Annotated in this window: 17 protein-coding genes and 4 tRNA genes; 3 read left to right on the top strand and 18 right to left on the bottom strand. The window is 38.6% G+C overall.

Features of this window, described 5'->3' with window-relative positions; translation table 11 throughout:
- Positions 1-327 precede the first annotated feature (327 nt).
- The 17 genes from AC27E9_RS06150 to AC27E9_RS06070 form a co-directional block, all read right to left on the bottom strand.
- A tRNA-Ser gene (locus AC27E9_RS06150) sits at positions 328-415 on the bottom strand.
- A 241-nt stretch (positions 416-656) separates the two neighbouring features.
- A complete protein-coding gene (nadA, locus tag AC27E9_RS06145) occupies positions 657-1,703 on the bottom strand; it encodes a quinolinate synthase NadA (RefSeq protein WP_487128314.1) in 1,047 nt (348 codons plus the stop codon).
- A gap of 169 nt (positions 1,704-1,872) precedes the next feature.
- Positions 1,873-1,948, bottom strand: a tRNA-Lys gene (locus AC27E9_RS06140).
- Positions 1,949-2,021: 73 nt separating this feature from the next.
- A tRNA-Lys gene (locus AC27E9_RS06135) sits at positions 2,022-2,097 on the bottom strand.
- A 47-nt stretch (positions 2,098-2,144) separates the two neighbouring features.
- A tRNA-Lys gene (locus AC27E9_RS06130) sits at positions 2,145-2,220 on the bottom strand.
- A gap of 146 nt (positions 2,221-2,366) precedes the next feature.
- A complete protein-coding gene (gene ybgF / locus AC27E9_RS06125) occupies positions 2,367-3,155 on the bottom strand; it encodes a tol-pal system protein YbgF (RefSeq protein ID WP_487128235.1) in 789 nt (262 codons plus the stop codon).
- Positions 3,156-3,167: 12 nt separating this feature from the next.
- A complete protein-coding gene (gene pal, locus AC27E9_RS06120) occupies positions 3,168-3,722 on the bottom strand; it encodes a peptidoglycan-associated lipoprotein Pal (RefSeq protein WP_487128233.1) in 555 nt (184 codons plus the stop codon).
- 43 nt (positions 3,723-3,765) lie between these two features.
- Positions 3,766-5,124 carry a Tol-Pal system beta propeller repeat protein TolB gene (gene tolB, locus AC27E9_RS06115; protein ID WP_487128231.1) on the bottom strand — a complete coding sequence of 453 codons (1,359 nt, stop codon included), beginning with the start codon at positions 5,122-5,124 and terminating at the stop codon, positions 3,766-3,768.
- Between the two features lie 16 nt (positions 5,125-5,140).
- Entirely contained in the window at positions 5,141-6,043 is a 903-nt protein-coding gene (gene tolA, locus AC27E9_RS06110; RefSeq protein WP_487128229.1) for a cell envelope integrity protein TolA, read from the bottom strand.
- Positions 6,043-6,471, bottom strand: a complete 429-nt coding sequence (gene tolR / locus AC27E9_RS06105) for a protein TolR (RefSeq protein ID WP_487128227.1) — start codon at positions 6,469-6,471, stop codon at positions 6,043-6,045. Before tolR ends, tolA begins: the two co-directional genes overlap by 1 nt.
- A gap of 15 nt (positions 6,472-6,486) precedes the next feature.
- A complete protein-coding gene (tolQ, locus tag AC27E9_RS06100) occupies positions 6,487-7,170 on the bottom strand; it encodes a protein TolQ (protein WP_487128225.1) in 684 nt (227 codons plus the stop codon).
- Positions 7,160-7,570, bottom strand: a complete 411-nt coding sequence (gene ybgC / locus AC27E9_RS06095; protein ID WP_487128223.1) for a tol-pal system-associated acyl-CoA thioesterase — start codon at positions 7,568-7,570, stop codon at positions 7,160-7,162. The genes tolQ and ybgC overlap by 11 nt, the downstream gene beginning before the upstream one ends.
- A 665-nt stretch (positions 7,571-8,235) precedes the next feature.
- Entirely contained in the window at positions 8,236-9,240 is a 1,005-nt protein-coding gene (gene ruvB / locus AC27E9_RS06090; RefSeq protein ID WP_487128221.1) for a Holliday junction branch migration DNA helicase RuvB, read from the bottom strand.
- Positions 9,241-9,306: 66 nt separating this feature from the next.
- On the bottom strand, positions 9,307-9,924 hold the full coding sequence (ruvA, locus tag AC27E9_RS06085; RefSeq protein WP_487128219.1) for a Holliday junction branch migration protein RuvA: 618 nt from the start codon (positions 9,922-9,924) through the stop codon (positions 9,307-9,309).
- A gap of 121 nt (positions 9,925-10,045) precedes the next feature.
- Positions 10,046-10,573 (bottom strand): crossover junction endodeoxyribonuclease RuvC, encoded by a 528-nt coding sequence (gene ruvC, locus AC27E9_RS06080; protein WP_487128312.1) that lies wholly within the window; start codon positions 10,571-10,573, stop codon positions 10,046-10,048.
- A 154-nt stretch (positions 10,574-10,727) separates the two neighbouring features.
- Entirely contained in the window at positions 10,728-12,509 is a 1,782-nt protein-coding gene (gene aspS / locus AC27E9_RS06075; protein ID WP_487128217.1) for an aspartate--tRNA ligase, read from the bottom strand.
- Positions 12,510-12,659: 150 nt separating this feature from the next.
- Positions 12,660-15,494: a transporter substrate-binding domain-containing protein gene (locus tag AC27E9_RS06070; protein ID WP_487128215.1), complete on the bottom strand. Its 2,835-nt coding sequence runs from the start codon at positions 15,492-15,494 to the stop codon at positions 12,660-12,662.
- 176 nt (positions 15,495-15,670) lie between these two features.
- Here AC27E9_RS06070 and cmoA point away from each other — a divergent pair, with 176 nt between their 5' ends.
- Together cmoA and cmoB are read left to right on the top strand one after the other, a co-directional pair.
- Positions 15,671-16,405, top strand: coding sequence for a carboxy-S-adenosyl-L-methionine synthase CmoA (gene cmoA, locus AC27E9_RS06065; RefSeq protein ID WP_487128213.1), 735 nt, complete (start codon positions 15,671-15,673; stop codon positions 16,403-16,405).
- A gap of 11 nt (positions 16,406-16,416) precedes the next feature.
- Positions 16,417-17,382, top strand: coding sequence for a tRNA 5-methoxyuridine(34)/uridine 5-oxyacetic acid(34) synthase CmoB (cmoB, locus tag AC27E9_RS06060; RefSeq protein WP_487128211.1), 966 nt, complete (start codon positions 16,417-16,419; stop codon positions 17,380-17,382).
- Positions 17,383-17,420: 38 nt separating this feature from the next.
- Here cmoB and AC27E9_RS06055 read toward each other — a convergent pair whose 3' ends face one another.
- Positions 17,421-18,209, bottom strand: a complete 789-nt coding sequence (locus AC27E9_RS06055) for a substrate-binding periplasmic protein (RefSeq protein WP_487128209.1) — start codon at positions 18,207-18,209, stop codon at positions 17,421-17,423.
- 199 nt (positions 18,210-18,408) lie between these two features.
- Between AC27E9_RS06055 and AC27E9_RS06050 the strand changes: the two genes are divergently transcribed.
- The gene (locus tag AC27E9_RS06050; RefSeq protein WP_487128207.1) at positions 18,409-19,755 is read left to right on the top strand and encodes an anti-phage deoxyguanosine triphosphatase; all 1,347 of its coding nucleotides are present in this window, start codon (positions 18,409-18,411) and stop codon (positions 19,753-19,755) included.
- Positions 19,756-19,796 lie beyond the last annotated feature (41 nt).

The following is a 19,796-nucleotide window of genomic DNA, read 5'->3' as shown; positions in this document are numbered from 1 at the left end:
CTTTTGGCTCGCCGTCAACAGCTAAATGCATTTAATTTGGAGAAAATTGTTTGTTTGCTTCTTATTTGTACAGACCGTGGTTTTATTGCGCTGTTTATCGATATTTAATCAACTCAAACTCCTTAAATTAAGTAGTTAATATAAGTTTGCTTAATAATAAAAACAATTTTGACCACACTCTTTGTATTTCAATAGTCACAAGTAGGTAATTTGCTTGTGACGGAATATGCTATTTAGCTAAAGTGTAGGATATATAGATACGAAAAAGCCGCTAATTCGATAGCGGCTTTTTATTGAGTTTCACTATTAAGTAGTGAACTTTATGTATGGCGGTGAGGGAGGGATTCGAACCCTCGAAGGCTTGCGCCTTACACACTTTCCAGGCGTGCTCCTTCGGCCACTCGGACACCTCACCATATAAACTATTTAGATATGTTAACGTGGTATCTTCACGATCTGGCTCTACGCCGATGAACACGCATGACGTGTCAATTCAACTTGGCGGCCACTTGGACAGCTCACCATTCTTGACTTTAGCTCTAAGCTCTAAGCTCTAAGCTCTAAGCTGCGCTATGGTAGGAAAATAATTATCAAAGCGCAACCTAATTTGTCTAAAGTTCAAGTAGTTGCTTATTTTAGCAACAACTAACTCGCGATTACTTATTTTTCTTAAGTTCTGCGTTAAAACTTAGCATACGATCTAAAGACTTTAATGCGCCATCGCGTAATGACATATCAACAAACACTTCTCTTCCTTCTGGGTTTAATAGTGCTTGTTCTATTTCGTGCAAACCGTTCATTGCCATCCAAGGGCAATGAGCACAACTACGACATGTTGCACCTTCACCAGCTGTAGGAGCTTCAAAAAATTCTTTATCTGGACATAGTTGCTGCATTTTGTAAAAAATACCGCGATCGGTTGCAACAACAAACTTTTTATTTGGCAATTCTTGAGCTGCTTTAATCAGCTGGCTGGTTGACCCAACAGCATCTGCTAATTCAACAATTTCGTATGGAGACTCTGGATGAACAAGAATGGCAGCATCAGGGTGTAAATGCTTCATATCTTTTAATGCTTTAGTTTTAAACTCGTCATGAACAATACATGCGCCTTGCCACATGATCATATCAGCGCCGGTTTGTTTTTCTATATAGGCACCTAAGTGACGATCAGGGCCCCATAAAATTTTCTCACCTTGCTCATCTAAATGTTCAACTATCTCTAAAGCACATGACGATGTTACAATCCAGTCTGCTCTGGCTTTTACCGCAGTCGATGTATTCGCATAAACAACCACAGTTCTATCCGGGTGTTGATCGCAAAAAGCATTAAACTCTTCTATTGGACAACCTAAATCTAAAGAACATGTGGCTTCTAATGTTGGCATTATCACCGTTTTTTCCGGTGTTAAGACTTTTGCTGTTTCGCCCATAAAGCGAACACCAGCAACAATTAACGTTTCTGCGGGATGATTATTACCAAACCTTGCCATTTCTAGAGAATCTGCAACACAACCACCCGTTTCTTCAGCCAGCGCTTGAATTTCAGGATCCGTATAATAATGTGAAACAAGCACAGCATTCTTTTCTTTCAGTAAGGCTTTAATACGTACTTTATATTCTTCACGTTCTTTTGCACTTAATGGCGTAGGTTTTTGCGGAAACTGAAAATCAAAGTCTACGGCTAAGTTTGCTTGTGTCATGTCTAATCTCATGTGTACCTAAAAATCGCGTGAATTATAAGGTATAGAAGATTAAATGTGTACTAAGAATATACCCTAGCTAAGAACAGATTAAGATAAGTAAACAAGAATAATCAAAATGAGTTTAATAAGGTAAAGCAGAAATCGAAATTTATAAGATAATTAAAAGTGGTCGGTCGTGAAGGATTTGAACCTTCGACAAATTGGTTAAAAGCCAACTGCTCTACCAACTGAGCTAACGACCGATAAACTACTTTCAATTTTTTGATGAATTTACGAAAGTAAATTCAAATCACTTATTCTAAAGTTTAGAAAAAGTGGTCGGTCGTGAAGGATTTGAACCTTCGACAAATTGGTTAAAAGCCAACTGCTCTACCAACTGAGCTAACGACCGATATATACTCTGAAACAAATGCCAAACACTAACCTTGGTAAAGAAAGTGGTCGGTCGTGAAGGATTTGAACCTTCGACAAATTGGTTAAAAGCCAACTGCTCTACCAACTGAGCTAACGACCGACATTTGTTTGCGTTGCCCTACTCGTTCAACGCGGGGCATATAATACTCATAATTTTTTTAAGTGCAACAACAATTTTCAGCTTTTTTAAACTTTATTGTCTGTTCGAACAAAAAGACAGCAAAACGCATAAGTTAACAGCAACTTTTACTGTTTTAAGCTTTTTAATCTTGGTTGAGCTAACTTAGCTGCACTTGAATTAGGGTATTCTGCTAATAACTTTTGATAAATAGCTATTGCCTTACCTTTGTTATTTTCTTTCTGTTCAACCATTGCAAGTTTTAACAAAGCATCACTACGTTTACTTGAATCAGGGAATTGACTAACAACCACATCAAATTCTTGGCGCGCTCTAGTTAACTCACCTTTGTTAAACAATAACTGACCTAACCAATAATGAGCATTAGCTGCATAACTTGAATTAGGATACTTTTGATTAAACGCTTCAAACTCAGGAATAGCCTGTTCATAACGTTTATCTTTAAGCACCATATTTACCGCACGGTCATAGGCTTCATTTTCAGTTAGGTTAGAACTGTAATTTACCGACCCGGCATTATCAGTTGGCGCACTTATAGATGTAGGAACTTGGTTTGCAGGTTTTAATGCTTCAGATACTCGACGATCAAGCTCTTGATACAATTCGCGCTGACGATCTAATACTTGGCTTAATTGATAGGTGTGCAGTTCTGTTATGCCACGTAGCTCATTGACTTCGTTTTGTAAATCATCGAGTTGACGTTGCACATTAACTTGGGCTCGGTTACGCGCGTCTAATTTACGCTCAAGATTGCCAAGCTGTTCACTTAAAGTTGAAGAATTGCCGCTTACTGAGTTACCTGCAGTAACTTCAATAACAGGAGCCGGTTCTGCCGCTACTGCAATATTTGCAGCAACAGCAAAGGACATCCCAAATAGAATGCTATTGGGTTTCATTTAATTACCTGATTAGTATACCAATACTGCACGACGGTTTTTGGCAAACGCGCCTTCACTACGATCTTTAACCATTGGCTTTTCTTCACCATAGCTTACTGTGCTAAGTTGTGAAGCTGAAACACCCATATTTTCTAAAAAGGTTTCAACAGCTTTTGCACGACGCTCGCCAAGAGCAATGTTGTACTCAGGAGTACCACGCTCATCAGAGTGACCTTCAATTAATACATTAACATTTGAATTTTCATTTAAAAATTTAGCATGCGCTTCTAAAATTGCAGCAAACTCAGCACTTACTGTTGATTTATCAAAATCAAAGTAAACAATGTGGTTAGTGCGTAACTGATCAATTTCACGTTGTTTCTGACGTTCAATTTCTTCAGCTTTTTGCATTGCCGCAACTTTTACACGCTCAGCTTCTTCACGAGCTTTTTGCTCAGCCATAGCTGCTTCGTTAGTTTGCACTGCACTAGCATCTTCGCTAGCTGAGTCTGATGAACTACAAGCTGATAAAGCCATAATTGGTAAAGCAACCGCTAGGGCTTTTACTGTTTTATTCAAGCGCATTTTATGTGTCCTTAATGTTTACAAATTAAATTACTAATAATTATTATAAAAACGGTGACCATGAAGGTGACTTCACTTCACCGTTTAATGCTGGCAATCTCGCCTTAAACCTTCCATCTACAGAAACTAAGCTTAACACCTGGCGGTTATTATGTAGTGTACTGTAAATTATCATCCCACCATTAGGTGATATACTTGGTGACTCGTCCAAACGTGTTTTTGTTAACACTTGGAAGATCCCCGAATCAAATTCTTGCTTAGCTAAATGATATTGACCGCGTGTACGATTTACCATAACTAACTGACGTCCGTCTGGCGTTAATGAACCACCTAGGTTCATTTCACCATCAAAAGTTAACCTTCTAACTTTACCATCGACTAAATTTACGCGATATAGCTGCGCTTTTCCACCCCGTTCTGAACTAAATACCAATGAATTTCCATCTGGTGTCCAACTTGGCTCAGTATCAATGGCACGATGACGGGTAATTCGGCGTAACTTTTTGCTTGCCACATCCATAACGTATAACTCAGGATTACCATCTTTCGATAATACCATCGCAAGTTGCTTACCGTTAGGTGACCATCGTGGCGCACTATTTATTCCCTCAAAAGAGCTAATTAAATTACGTTGTCCTGAGTAAATATCAATAACATGTATTTGTGCTTGGCGGTTTTCAAAAGTCACATATGCCAATTGGTTACCATTTGGGTGCCATGCAGGCGACATCAAAGGTTCTTTAGAGCTTAATAAAACATGTTCATTAAAGCCATCATAATCAGCGATAACTAATTGATAAGGGTAATCTCCTTGATCACGAACAATAACATAGGCAATTTTTGTTAAAAACGCACCACGTGTGCCGGTAAGTTTTTCATAAACAACATCACTGATACGGTGAGCATAACGACGAAATTGGTCACTACCTATTTCTACAGTACTTTCATCTAAAATATGATCAGATGTACGAACTAGCTCACCATTGCTTAACATTTGTGTTTGCCCACCAGTTACCTGGCCACGAATAACATCAACTAACTGGTACTTAACTTGGTAACGTCCAATCGATGTTTCGTTGACTTCTCCAATAATTATCGCTTCTACGCCTTCACCAGCCCATGCTGCATAATCAATTTCGCTATCATCACTTGGCGACTGTGGAAAACGTAAGTCATTAATTGGACTAAACTTACCACTACGTAATAAGTCATCGCTAATAACCTTTGATAACCGCTCAGGCATTACACCTGTTCCTGTCCATTTAAATGGCACTACAGCTATTGGGCGCGCTCCATCAACTCCTTCAGTAATAACAATTTCTAATGTTGCCATAGCTTTTACTGACAACAAACTGATAAAGAGTAGTAAAAATAAGGTTACTTTTTTCATAGGGTTCGTCATATTCCTAATATTAAACTTAATTAAATTTATCTGGTGCTACTGTTAAACTGATCGTGCGCATTTCTTTAAATACTTCAGGGTCTTTTGATACCGGTAATGTACCCGCTTTATAAACCGCATTTTTAGCCGCATCACATACTGCACGATCACCTTTACCGATAACAACGTTAGTAACAAAGCCTGATGGTGCAAGACTAATGTTCAATTTACAAGACTTACCTTTCATTGTCGCTTCATCAATTAAGAAGTGACGCTGAATTGCCTGTCCAATTAACGCTTGGAAACGACTTACCTCAGTCATCATTTGCTGACGGCGAGCTTTTTGGCGTGTTGCCATTTCTTCTGCCATTTGCTTTTCTAACAACTTCTGCTGAGCAGCTCGCTCTCGTGCTTCTTGCTCTTTACGTTTACGTTCAGCGGCTTTCTTTTTGCGCAATTGCTCGGCTTTCTTAGCGGCTTGCTCTTCTTTAAGACGCTTTGCTTTTGCATCTGCTGCCGCTTTATCAGCTAGGCGTTTTTCTTTTTCTTTTTGCTTACGTAGTTTATCTGCAGCGTTGGCCTTTGCCTTAGCTTTTTTTGCTGCACTATCAGCCGCTTTTTTCTCGCGCTCTTTTTTCTTACGCTGCTGCTCAAGGTTTTTTATTCGTTGCTCTTCTTTCTTACGCTTATTCTTCGCCGCCGCTACACGCTTTTCAAGATCTTTCAACTTTTTAGCATCGTCAGCCTTCTGTTTTTTAATCTTATTGAGCTGCGCTTCAACTTTACTTTTATCAATAGCAACCGCCTGAATAGGCTCCATTTGCACAGCAGTAGGTGTTGGCTTAGGGGCGGTAGAAAAATCGCCAAAGAGTAATACCGCAACTAAAACGGTATGAATACCGAAACTTAAGGCGATTGGAAGCGTATACTTTGAAGACACTAGTTGCTCTCCGGTGTATCTGTCATTAAGCCAACTGAAGGTACACCTGCAACTGTTTGTAGCATAACCATAAGTTGAATAACGGCATCATAAGACACTGCACCATCACCATTTACCACTACAGGTGTTTCAGGCTCCACTTTTAAGTGTGCTGCAACTAATGTGGCAACTTCTTCTGCCGACATAGGCTCGTTTTTGCTTGTTCCAACTGCTAAATAGTAGTTTCCTTCAGCATCCACCGAGGCAACAAGCGGTGGTTTACTATCTTTGCTTAAAGGTTCTGCATCCGCCTGAGGTAAATCCACTTTCACCCCTTGGGTAATTAACGGTGCAGTTACCATAAAGATAATCAAAAGCACTAACATTACATCGATATAAGGTACGACATTTATCTCGGCGACTTTCCGGCGCCTAACGCGATTATACATAAGCTAATACCAACCTTAAGCTTGTTGTTCAGCGGTTGTTTGTCTTTGCAAAATACTCGAAAATTCTTCCATAAAGTTGCCGTAACTATTTTCTAGCTTTTCAACATTATGACTAAAACGGTTATATGCCATTACTGCAGGAATTGCTGCAAATAGCCCCATAGCTGTGGCAATTAACGCTTCGGCAATACCCGGTGCAACCATAGCAAGCGTTGCTTGTTCAACCGCACCTAAGGCAATAAACGAATTCATAATGCCCCAAACAGTACCAAATAAACCAATATAAGGACTAATAGAGCCTACTGTGGCCATAAATGGTAAGTGAGTTTCTAAACTATCAACCTCGCGAGAAAGTGCAACTCTCATTGCACGATGGGTACCATCAACAATAATTTGTGGCGAATAAGCATGTGTTTTTCGTAAACGGGCAAATTCACGAAAGCCTGAAACAAATAAGTTTTCAATACCATCTACCTGCTCTTTTGCAGACACTTCACTATAAAGCTTACTTAAGTCAGCGCCACTCCAAAATTTATCTTCAAAACTTTGCAATTGTTCACGGGCAGCATTTAGTACTTTTCTACGTTGAAAGATCATTGCCCAACAGGCAATAGAAAACCCTAATAAGGTCAACATTACCAATTTAACCAATAAACTTGCTTCGATAAATAAATCAAAAAATGAGAGTTCAGCTGACACGTTTTAATGCTCCTAATATGCTTTTCGGAATAATGCAGGGTTTAGCAATGGATAAATCGACACACGCAACTTTAATAACAGCAGTGCATAATATTTGCTGATGCTGATTAACAAGTTGCTGAGAAAATACCAAACTGGCAGATTTTAATCGGCTTATTGTGGTTGTTATCGTCAATAAATCATCTAATTTTGCCGATGCTTTATTGTCCATTTCTACCTTTGTGACCACAAAGCCAATGTTTTGTTCTAAAAATATTGATTGATTAATACCAAGCGCACGTAACCACTCAGTGCGAGCTCGCTCAAAAAACTTTAAATAGTTTGCGTAATACACGATCCCACCAGCATCGGTATCTTCGTAATAAACGCGAATCGCGTGCTGGTGACTACTTAATGACATTAATAACTTCTAATATTCTTAGGTAAAAATTTTATTGGTCTATAGTAATAGATAAACCTCACGTCTCACAAGGGTTAAGCGCGAATCTTTGTAACAAATTCTGCAATATTTTCCAATTAGCTCGCATATGCCAATATTTATAAAAACTTGTCTGCAAATGGCAACACATCAAAAGTTGTGGCCAAGTGAACCTATCAAAAACATTTCGCATTAGTTTTTCTAATGACTAATATAAATTTAATTCGTTTGTCCATTTTCACTCATCGGACTAGAATACCTTTGTTTTCTGAGCTAGCGCAGAATGTTTGTTTCGCTGACGAATATTCCCCATAGCCCATGAATTTTGAATAGGTATTGTTACCTTTCTCTCTGACATATTTCCTGGGAACCTAATTTCCTTCTATCAACTTACATTCTAAGTTGGCCCACATAGTTTTATGTGGGCTTTTTTTTGCCTAAAATTTACCATACGTTTTCATGCTTAGTATTTAGCGCCACAATCACAAATAATACGGCATAATAATTTTTCATTCTCTTTTCTTACCCTCATTAATTTTCTGACGTTACTATTAGCTGGCTTGAGCAAAGTAGGTATCTCTAATAATAAAAAAGCACCCGTAGGTGCTTTTTTATTATTAGGCTTTATATTACAAATGCCAGATATCTTAATTAGGGAAGTCCAAACCAAAATGTAAATAAGCTCGGCTCGTGGCAATGCGCCCTCGTGGTGTACGCTGTAAAAAACCTTGTTGAATTAAAAATGGCTCTAAGACATCTTCAATGGTTTCTCTTTCTTCGCCAATGGCGGCAGCAACATTATCTAAACCTACAGGGCCACCATTAAACTTATCAATAATGGCTTCAAGTAACTTACGGTCCATTAAATCAAAACCTTCATTATCAACCTCAAGCATATCTAGTGCTTTCGCTGCAGTAGTTTTACTAACCACGCCACCTGTTTTCACATCAGCGTAATCGCGCACGCGACGTAATAACCGGTTTGCTATTCGAGGCGTGCCACGTGAGCGCTTTGCCACTTCAAAAGCGCCTTCTTGGTCAATAGCCAAATTCAAAAAATGTGCAGAGCGCACAACAATTTCGGTTAAGTCTTTTGTACTATAAAACTCTAATCGCTGCACAATACCAAAACGATCTCTTAGTGGAGAAGTTAAAGCACCAGCGCGTGTTGTTGCGCCAATTAGGGTAAATGGCGGTAAGTCTAGTTTAATCGAGCGAGCAGCCGGCCCTTCACCAATCATGATATCAAGCTGATAATCTTCCATTGCAGGGTAAAGGATTTCTTCAACAACAGGACTTAAACGATGAATTTCATCAATAAATAAAACATCATTTTCTTCAAGGTTTGTTAGCAGCGCCGCTAAATCTCCGGCTTTTTCTAATACCGGCCCCGAGGTTGTACGGATATTCACCCCCATTTCATTAGCAACAATATTGGCTAATGTGGTTTTACCTAAACCAGGAGGGCCAAAGATAAGAAGATGATCAAGTGGTTCTTCACGCTTTAATGCCGCTGCTATGAATATTTCCATTTGTGACTTTACGTGCGCTTGCCCTGTATAGTCAGACAACATTTTGGGCCTAATAGCTCTATCTACCGATTCATCTTCACGGCTCGCTACTGGCTCTATTAATCTATCTGCTTCTATCATGTTGTACTCTTGGAAAATTTAACTTTACGGTTAAGTAATTCAGTTAGTAAATAGCTTTTGCAATAATTATAACATTGCTTTTAGCGCATCACGGATCAAGTCTTCACTATTTTTATCAGCGTCAAATACCGATTTAACAGCTTTATCGGCTTGTTGTTGACTATAACCTAATGAAACTAATGCGTTAATAGCATCGCCTTTCGTATCATTAACAAAACTATTCTCTTGTTTAACATTCATTGGCATCATATGTGATAACGCATCACTACTGTCGGTTTGCCAATCTTTGAGTCTATCGCGCATTTCAATTAATAAGCGCTCAGCAGTTTTTTTGCCGACCCCTGGAATTTTAACTATCGTTGTTAAATCGTCATGAATAACACAACTTACAAATTGGTCTGCCGACATTCCTGACAAAATAGCTAATGCTAACTTTGGCCCAACACCATTAACTTTGATCAATAAACGAAATAATTTACGTTCGACTTTATTGGCAAAGCCGTAGAGTAACTGTGCATCTTCACGCACAACAAAATGTGTGTATAGGGTTGCTTCTTGATTAAGTTCTGGCAATGCATAAATGCTGGTCATGGGCATAGTGACCTCATAACCAATGCCGTGGCATTCAATTAAAATTTCAGGTGCTGTTTTTTCTACTAAAATACCGCGTAAACGTCCGATCACTGCCTTAACCTATAACTTAGTTGTGATAATGTTCGCCACCATAACACTAGATATTTATACAGTAAAGTTTGATGTCATTATTTTTAATAAGACAGCGTATCCAAGTAGTAAGTTTTCAACGCTAACGTAAGCGCCCTCTCACTGTTTTACTGGCTTGGCCTGACATTTTGGTAATGGAGTCATGGCTATGGGCGTGGCACAAAGCAACTGCTAATGCATCGGCGGCATCCGCTTGCGGTGTACCAGGTAATTTCAAAATAGTTTTAACCATATGTTGAACTTGAGCTTTATCAGCAGCGCCAGTGCCAACAACAGATTGCTTAATTTGTCGTGCAGAATATTCAGCTACACTCAGTCCTGTATTGGTAGCAGCAACTATAGCAGCACCTCGGGCTTGCCCTAACTTTAGTGCTCCTCCTGGGTTTACTCCCATAAAAACCTGCTCTATGGCAAACATGTCAGGGCTAAATTGCAAAATAAGTTCACTTACACCAGCAAATATAGTTTGTAAGCGCGGCCCTAACTCATCACCAGCGGCAATCGCTTTAATACAACCGCTGCCGAGATAAGTAAAATTCCGGCCATCTTGCTTGATCACGCCATAACCTGTAATTCGTGAACCAGGATCTATACCTAAAATTATAGTCACTAAGAATTTACCTTCACTAAATACGCTTGATACGTATAACAGTAATAATGCTAATGAAAAAAAACGCACTAATAAAGCCTACCTAGCATTTATAAGTGCGTTTTATTGAATTTACTGTCTGGCATTCACCGACAGAAATAACTTTTTTGTAAAATTACTCTGCTTTTTCTTCTGCTGTGGGCTCTTCTATGCGAGTAATACCTAGCTCAGTTAATTGTTCCGGGTTTGCATGGCCCGGAGCATTTGTTAATGGACATGCCGCGGTAGTCGTTTTCGGGAACGCCATAACGTCACGAATAGAGCTTGCACCTGTCATTAGCATTACCAAACGGTCTAAACCGAATGCTAAACCAGCATGTGGTGGAGCACCGTATTGCAATGCTTCTAGTAAGAAGCCAAATTTCTCTTGAGCTTCTTCATCGCTAATACCCAAAATTCTAAATACTGCTGCTTGCATGTCTTGGTTATGAATACGAACCGAGCCACCGCCAAGTTCACAGCCATTTAAAACCATATCGTAAGCATCAGATAGCGCGCCAACAGGGTTTGCTTCTAATTCTTGTGCAGTTAAATTCGTTGGTGCTGTAAACGGGTGATGAATGGCATGCATTTGACCATCAACTTCTTCAAACATTGGGAAGTCAACAACCCAAAGAGGTTTCCAGTCACCTTGTAATAAGTCTAAGTCTTCACCTAATTTAAGGCGTAATGCGCCAAGTGATTCACTTACTACATTGTACTGATCAGCACCAAAGAAAATGATATCGCCAGTTTTAGCATTCACACGCTCAAGTAAGGCTTTAGCGGCATCTTCAGATAAGAATTTTAAAATTGGAGACTGCAGTCCTTCCATACCAGCGTCAATGTCATTCACTTTTAACCAAGGCATACCTTTAGCACCATAAATGCCAACATACTTAGTTAATTCATCAAGACCTTTACGTGAGAATTTAGATGCACCTTGAGGCACACAAAGAACAGCTACACGGCCTTTATCGTCATTTGCAGGCCCTGAGAAAACCTTAAACTCAACATCTTTTAAGATATCAGCAACGTCAACAATTTCTAATGGATTTCGTAAGTCAGGCTTATCGCTACCAAAACGAGACATAGCCTCAGAGTAAGGCATGCGTGGGAACTCACCTAAATCAACGTCAAGCATAGTTTGGAATAATTCACGGATCATAGTTTCAGTAACTTCCATTACTTGATCTGAGTTCATGAATGACGTTTCAATATCAATTTGCGTGAATTCTGGTTGACGGTCAGCACGTAAATCTTCATCGCGGAAACATTTAACGATTTGATAGTAACGTTCCATGCCTGACATCATTAACAATTGCTTAAATAATTGTGGTGATTGTGGCAATGCGAAAAATTGACCTTTATGTGTACGGCTTGGCACTAGGTAGTCACGAGCACCTTCAGGTGTTGCAGCCGTTAGAATTGGCGTTTCTATATCTAAGAAGCCTTGTGTTTCTAATGATGCACGAACCGCAGAAGTCACTTTTGCACGAAAGCGCATACGCTCTGTCATTTCTGGACGGCGTAAATCTAAGTAACGATATTTTAAACGTTGCTCTTCTGAGTTTTTCTGGTTTGAATCTAGTGGTAACGGTGCAGCTTTATTGAGAATAGTTAATTCTAAACCTAATACTTCAATGCCACCGGTTGCCATGTCTTTGTTCACTTGACCTTCAGGACGTGCACGAACCTTGCCTTTAACTTGTACACAAAATTCATTACGTAAGGTATTCGCTTTCTTTAATACTTCTTGTAAATCAGGATCATATACAACTTGAACAATACCTTCACGGTCACGTAAGTCTAAAAATATAACAGCACCTAAATCTCGACGCTTGTTCACCCAACCACATAAAGTTATTTCTTGCCCAATGTGAGATTCATTTACCTCACCACAATAAAGATCGCGCATGTATTTACCTTGAATTCAAATGAGTAACAGAAAATTAGTCAACAGTGACTCGAATCTATCACTTTTAATGATAAAAAATTGCCGACATTATAAAGCAATGTCAGGCAAAGTCACCTGACATTCTTTGAATAATACGAGTAATTTTTACGGTTAGTTTTTTGGCTGGTTAAAGACGTAACTGTTTTTGCCTGATGCCTTAACTTTATACATCAAAGAGTCGGCGACTTTTAATAGATCATTATCAGTATCACCGTCATCCGGATACATAGCAATACCAATACTACTACCAATAGTTGCTGATATATCAGAAGATAATTCAATCGGTTGCTGAATAAGTTTTAATACTTTCTCAGCAATGTAAGCCGCTTCATCTTGATTATGCAACCCTGTAAGCAATAGCACAAATTCATCACCACCAAAACGAACAACGGTGTCAGAGTCTCGCACGCAGCCTTTTAGTCTTGTTGCTACTTCAATGAGAAGCTCATCACCGATATCATGGCCATAATTATCATTAATATTTTTAAAGCCATCAAGATCGATAAATAAAACTGCAATTGATAATTGTTGGCGTTGATGAAATGAAATAGCTTTATTTAGTCGATCTTTTAGTAATATACGGTTAGCAAGTCCAGTTAAATCATCGTGAGTCGCCATATATTTCATTTGCTGTTCGAGACGCTTACGATTTTTAATTTCCAAATAGAGTCTGCGGTTCCACATCATAATAATAATGATGATAATCACAATAAGCACACCAATTTGCGCAGCAACCCGAACCACTACGTTTTTATCCAAGCCCGTTTCAATACTGATATCAAACCACTTTTCGTAAATTTGCTGGCTTTCGACATCTGTGATTGTCAACACCGCTTTATTGAGTACTGTTGCAAGTATTGGCAGCTTTTCGTTGACCGCAATATAATTGCCGTTGCGATCCACCTCATCTAACACTGACATACCTAAGCTAACCATGCTCTCGCGTTTAAGTAACTCAGTTCCCGATGATAAACTATCAATAAAACCATCCACCATGCCTTTTTGCACAGCAAGTAACCCTTCTTCTGTTTCATCAACTAATTTTAGCGAAATTGTTGGGAATTCATTTCTGATCACAGACACTAAATAATAGCCTTTAGTGATCGCTAATGAGCGCCCTTTAAAATCATCTAAATTTAACTGGTTACCTAACTCGCGTGGGTGAATAATAACCCAAGGCATACTCCAATATGAATCAGTAAATAATACTTGTTTTTTACGTGCTTCAGTTGCCATAACACTGCCAATAGCATCAACTTCACCTTCAAGTAGTGCTTGATAAAGAGCTTCAAAATTATCGTAAGCTGTATAATTAATATCAACATTCAATCGTTGTGAAATTAAGTTGAAAATATCTAAGTTTATGCCTTTAAAGTCACCGTATTTATCAACAAACTCAATCGGTAACCACTTTTTCGTGACACCAAATTTAATAGTACCATGTTGTTTCAGCCATAAAGATTCCGACTCGCTAAGTTTAAGCATAGCGAGTTGGCGCTTATAAAAACCAGATGATTTATCTAACTGCCATTTTTTTTCCAAAGCAACCAAATTCTCTAATGGAATTTCATCAAAACCTTCTTGAATTAATTGGGCAAGTTCGGGTTGTGACTGATTTAAAAGCGCACTGATATTACGCGTAAATTGATAATCATCAAACTGAGTAAACGATGACTGTAAGTTACTTTGCACTAAATAGTGTTCAACTAAGTCTCTTTGACCAGCGATGATATCAAGTTCACCTCGTTCTGCAGACTCAAACAATGACGTATAATTATTAAAACTTACGATGTTAACTTGGTTAATATTTTCGTTAAGATCCTGAATAAACTCCCTATTAGATAATACGCCTATAGTTTTGCTCTTTAATTCAGAAATATGGGTGACTCTTTCAATATCGTTTGCTAAAAACAAACCATAATTGACACTATAAATTACCGGTCCAAGAAAAGCTTTTTTACTAGCCTCAGCGCCAAGCACATTATCAATATGAATATCGGCATGACCTTGTGTTAGTTGATTTAATTCAGGTGAATCATCCAAAAGAAACTCAACTTCTAAGCCATTGTATTGCGCCCAAAGTCGCCATAGTTCAATAAAAAAACCTTGCGCACTACCTGTTAATGACGTTTCGGAAAACGGTGCTTGCATACCAGAATATGACAAGGTAATTAAGTTGTCTGACTTATCGATACCTAGCCACTTGCGCTCAATTGCTGACTTTTCTTCAGCGCTTATTTTATCAATACCTTGCTGTACAAACGCTAATAATGGCTCATTTTCTTTTGCTACGGCAGTACTATAACCATTACTGTGATAGGGGATACGGGCAAATGCTGGAAAATTTTGATTTAGCAATGCATAAGCAGAAAAATTTTTGGATAGCTTTTCAACACCGGCAATAATTAATATTTCATTCTTAATAGCGGCATTATATAGATCATGACGATTAGAAAATTTTCGTACCGTTAAAAACGGATACTTATTATTAATAGTTATCTCATGACTTGAGCCAGCAACAACACCAATTGTATAAGGTGTTAACTGGGAGATTTCTCGGATATTAGCAATGGAGCGATGTAAAAATAAGTGCCGACTTTGGTCGAAAAAAGCTTTACTAAAATTTAGTATTTGCTCTCGTTCGAGATTCTTAGATAATCCAGCATGAATATCTACTTCAGCATTTTTAACCTGCTCAATAGTTTGCTCCCAATTCATTGGTACAAAATTGACTTCAACGCCTTGCTTTTGTGCCCATAGTCGCCACATATCAACCATTAAACCACGAGGTTTACGAGTATCATCAATAAAATGATAAGGATATGAGGTTTTATTAATGGCGACACTATAAGAAGTAATAGATTCTTGTGCGCATAAGTTAGCAGTAAACAAAAAACCACAAAGCGTCAGCATTATTTTCAGCAGCTGTGCCGTTCGATTTAACAAATTATATACTCATGATTATTGTTATAGTTAAACTCGTCATTTGTTAGCACCTTAAAAACTAACTGAATTCCAATAAATATAGCTAATTTAATGCTTAACTTTGTTTAGCGTATTTATCGTTGCAAATATCAGGTAAAATACTGCTTTAATTTAAACGTTAGTATAGTTTCGACATCATGCAAGCATCAGATACCGATTTAATTTTTTCTAACAAACAAAGTAAAATCAAAGACTTTGCATTTGACGCTCAAGTCGTTGAAGTTTTTCCCGATATGATCAGCCGTTCAGTACCCGGTTATAATACTATTATTGACACTATTGGTCGACTCAGCCAGCGCTTTGTTACTGATAACAGCCATGTTTATGATTTAGGATGCTCTTTAGGTGCTGCCACACTAGCAATGCGTAAAGGAATAACCGCCAAAAATTGTAAAATTATTGGAATTGATAGTTCCAGTGCTATGGTCGAGCGCTGTAAAATGCATGTAAATGCCTTTAAAGGCGAAACTCCGGTAGAAATACTTGAAGACAACATTCTTAATATCAATATTGAAAATGCTTCCATGGTGGTGTTGAACTTTACTTTACAATTTATCTCCCCTGAACTTCGCCAACAGTTATTAACTAAAATTGCTAACGGCTTGAAGCCTGGTGGGTTACTATTGCTATCAGAAAAAATTGCCGACGATGATCAAGTTTGTAATGAATTACTGATTGACTTACATCACGACTTTAAACGTGCCAACGGCTACAGCGAATTAGAAATAGCACAAAAGCGTACCGCGCTCGAAAATGTCATGCGTATTGATACCTTAGACACTCATTTAAACCGTCTACAGCAAGCAGGCTTTAACCACACCACACCTTGGTTTCAGTGTTTTAATTTTTTCTCGCTTATCGCCATCAAATAATTACTCAAACTATGATTTCATTTAACAACTTTTATCAAAAAATTGCCGGCAACCGTTTAAATCACTGGTTAAACACCTTACCAGCCCAATTAACGCAATGGCAAGAGCATCATTTGCATGGAGAATTTGCTCAATGGCAAAAAACCATAGCAGCCCTTCCTAAAACATCACCTTCAAGTGTTGATATTAGCTCCACCGTTCGCGCAGGTGAACGTAGCGATATTAATGACGGCGAATACAAGCGTATAGAAAATTTACTAAAAAAATTCAAACCTTGGCGCAAAGGACCATATCATATCCATGGCTTACATGTAGATACTGAGTGGCGTTCTGACTTTAAATGGCAGCGTTTAGCACCACATATTAGCGACTTAAAGAATCGCTATGTACTCGATATCGGCTGCGGAAGTGGTTATCACCTATGGCGAATGCGTGGCGCTGGTGCCAAATTTGTCGTAGGCATTGACCCAACACAGTTATTTTTAACTCAATTTCAAGCCATTCAACATTTTGTACAGGACGATAATGTTAACTTACTGCCGTTAGGTGTTGAGCAACTTCCTGAGTTAAAAGCTTTTGATACAGTATTTGCCATGGGCGTTTTATATCACCGCCGCTCGCCTATCGACTTTATATACCAATTAAAGGCTCAATTAGCCCCAGGCGGCGAATTAGTGCTTGAAACCTTGGTAGTTGATGGCGACAAAAACACGGTTTTAGTTCCCGGTGAACGCTACGCGAAAATGCGTAACGTATGGTTTTTACCAAGTTGTGATGCTATGTGCGCCTGGCTTGAACGTTGTGGTTTTAAAAACATTCGTGTGGTAAATACCGATGTAACCGCATTGGATGAACAACGAAAAACAGACTGGATAGATACTGAATCACTGCAAGACTTTCTTGATCCAAATGACAGCAGTAAAACGATTGAAGGTTACCCTGCACCGAAAAGGGCCATATTTATTGCTAATAAATAGCAGGATTGCCGCGCTTAGCCATATTACCGTTACCTGTTTTATTGTAGGTAACGGTCTAATACCAATTGATAAACACCCTGCTCTTTAATTAACGCGACTCCTTGGTCAAATAAATCTCGATGTTGTGCACTGTTAAAACCGGCAGAATACTCTCGCTCATCAAAAATTTGGTGAATAATAAAGTGCTGATTATAACGACCACCAACATGTGTTTTAACAAAGTGCTTAAAAATATTAACATCCAAAATAATCACTTCTGTACGGCGCGAGAATAACATTTCTATTTGCTGGTTTTGATCTGCAATTTCTCGGTAATCAGTCGATAAACTAACGCTGGCATTATAATCATCGCCTAGAAACTTTTTTGCATTTTGAAAGGCTACAATACTTTTTCCAGACAATCCTTTTACTGAATCTACGCGAACTTCACTATCTGTTAAACTAACGGCAACATTTTGATATTTAATATATGGTTTAGAAACAAATATGCTTGGGTGCTGATAATCTGCTGGCAGTGTAGTAATTCCGTCAGCATTAAACCGTTTAAAACCGCTAATACTTCGCCCTAATGGTAAATGGGTAAAATTCACCTGTTGATTAACACTAATAAATGCTTCACGAACAAGATCTAGCTGCAAGCCAGCGCCATTCTCTTCAATAATAAATGGTGGTTTAGGTAAGCCTGCTAACATATCTATTTGTGGAGAAATAGGCTTAGTTTTATCGATAATAACTTCAGTTGCATTATCAATAGCCCCTATAGCCCTAATTGGCAACAAGAAAAATAATAAAACAACCAGGCAAAATATATTACGGTAATCTCTCACGAATAAAACTGCTCCACGTTAATGCTATTTGCTGATGTAAAAAACATGCTAGCTATTGCGCTAGCCCAGGAAAGTTCGCTAATGTAACTACATTGTGCTCAGAATACAATTATCTTAATCTAACGTTCAATTAGGCTCCTGTAAATAATAATAAACTATATGTAACATTACTGTTAACTCAAAGAAACGTAGAGGTATCATGGACAATCCTTGGCTAGTAAGACGACTAGAACGTGTTGCAAATCGACATCAAGATCACCGTAGCCCTTTTCAGCGTGACCGCGCAAGAATATTGCACTCAGCCGCTTTTCGCCGACTACAATCAAAAACACAAGTAATGGGCAGTGGCCAAAGTGACTTTTATCGTACTCGCCTCACTCATTCATTAGAGGCTGCTCAAATCGGCTCTGGAATTCTTGCGCAAATCCGTAACAAATATCCACAACAAAGCCAGCAACTTTTCCCAACAGACGACAGCTTAATTGAATCTTTATGTTTAGCTCATGATATTGGCCACCCCCCTTTCGGACATGGCGGCGAAGTTGCTTTACATTACATGATGCGCAATCATGGTGGCTTTGAAGGTAATGGCCAAACTTTTCGTATTGTTAGCCATTTAGAACCCTTTAGTGAAAACTTTGGCATGAACTTAACCCGTCGAACGCTTCTTGGGTTAATCAAGTACCCTCAAGTTATTGATGAGCTACAATGCCAACCGTTGCCTTTGGCTCCTAATACAACAAGGCAACTAAAAGCAAGTCAATGGCACCCACCTAAAGGTTTATATCAAGACGATAGCGAGATGATTGATTGGGTATTATCGCCTTTATCAAGCGAAGATAAAGAGCAATTTCAACAAGCTATTGTAAAACCCGGTGCTCACAAGAAAACTCAATTTAAATCACTCGACTGCTCGATAATGGAATTAGCAGACGATATTGCGTATGGCATTCATGATCTAGAAGACGCTATTGTTACCGGCGTTGTTTCACAGCACGACTTTCACCAACAGGTTATTGTTAAACTGCAACAACTAGATGAGCCTTGGATAAAGTCATACAGCGAAAATTTAGCCAGCAAACTTTTTGACAACCAACGTTTTATTCAAAAAGAAGTGATCGGTGGCTTAGTGAATTACTTAATTACTGCAGTAGAGCTAGTGGATATAAGCCGAGAGAAATCTGTCGACTTTCAGGAGCCACTACTTAAATATAATGCCGTGCATCCTCCAATTGCAGAAAAAACCTTACAAATATTTAAAGATTTTGTATATCAATATGTTATAAAACAAACTTCAATTCAGCAATTAGAGTATCGTGGTCAACAAGTGGTTATGGAGCTATTTGAGGCATTAGCTTCCGATCCTGAACGCTTATTACCGAAAAGCACGGTATTACGCTGGCAACAAGCACAAGAAAATAGAACAAATTCATATCGAGTAATTGCCGATTATGTTTCAGGTATGACCGATGAATACGCCACTCGCCTCTACCAAACTTTATTTTTACCTATTGGGCAAACTGGCTTTGGTAAACATGACTACTAGTGCATAGTAATCATCACAAGCATGACATAAAAAATTTAATA

It is taken from the genome of Colwellia meonggei, assembly GCF_057537295.1.
This window is presented reverse-complemented; position numbering and strand designations above follow the sequence as displayed.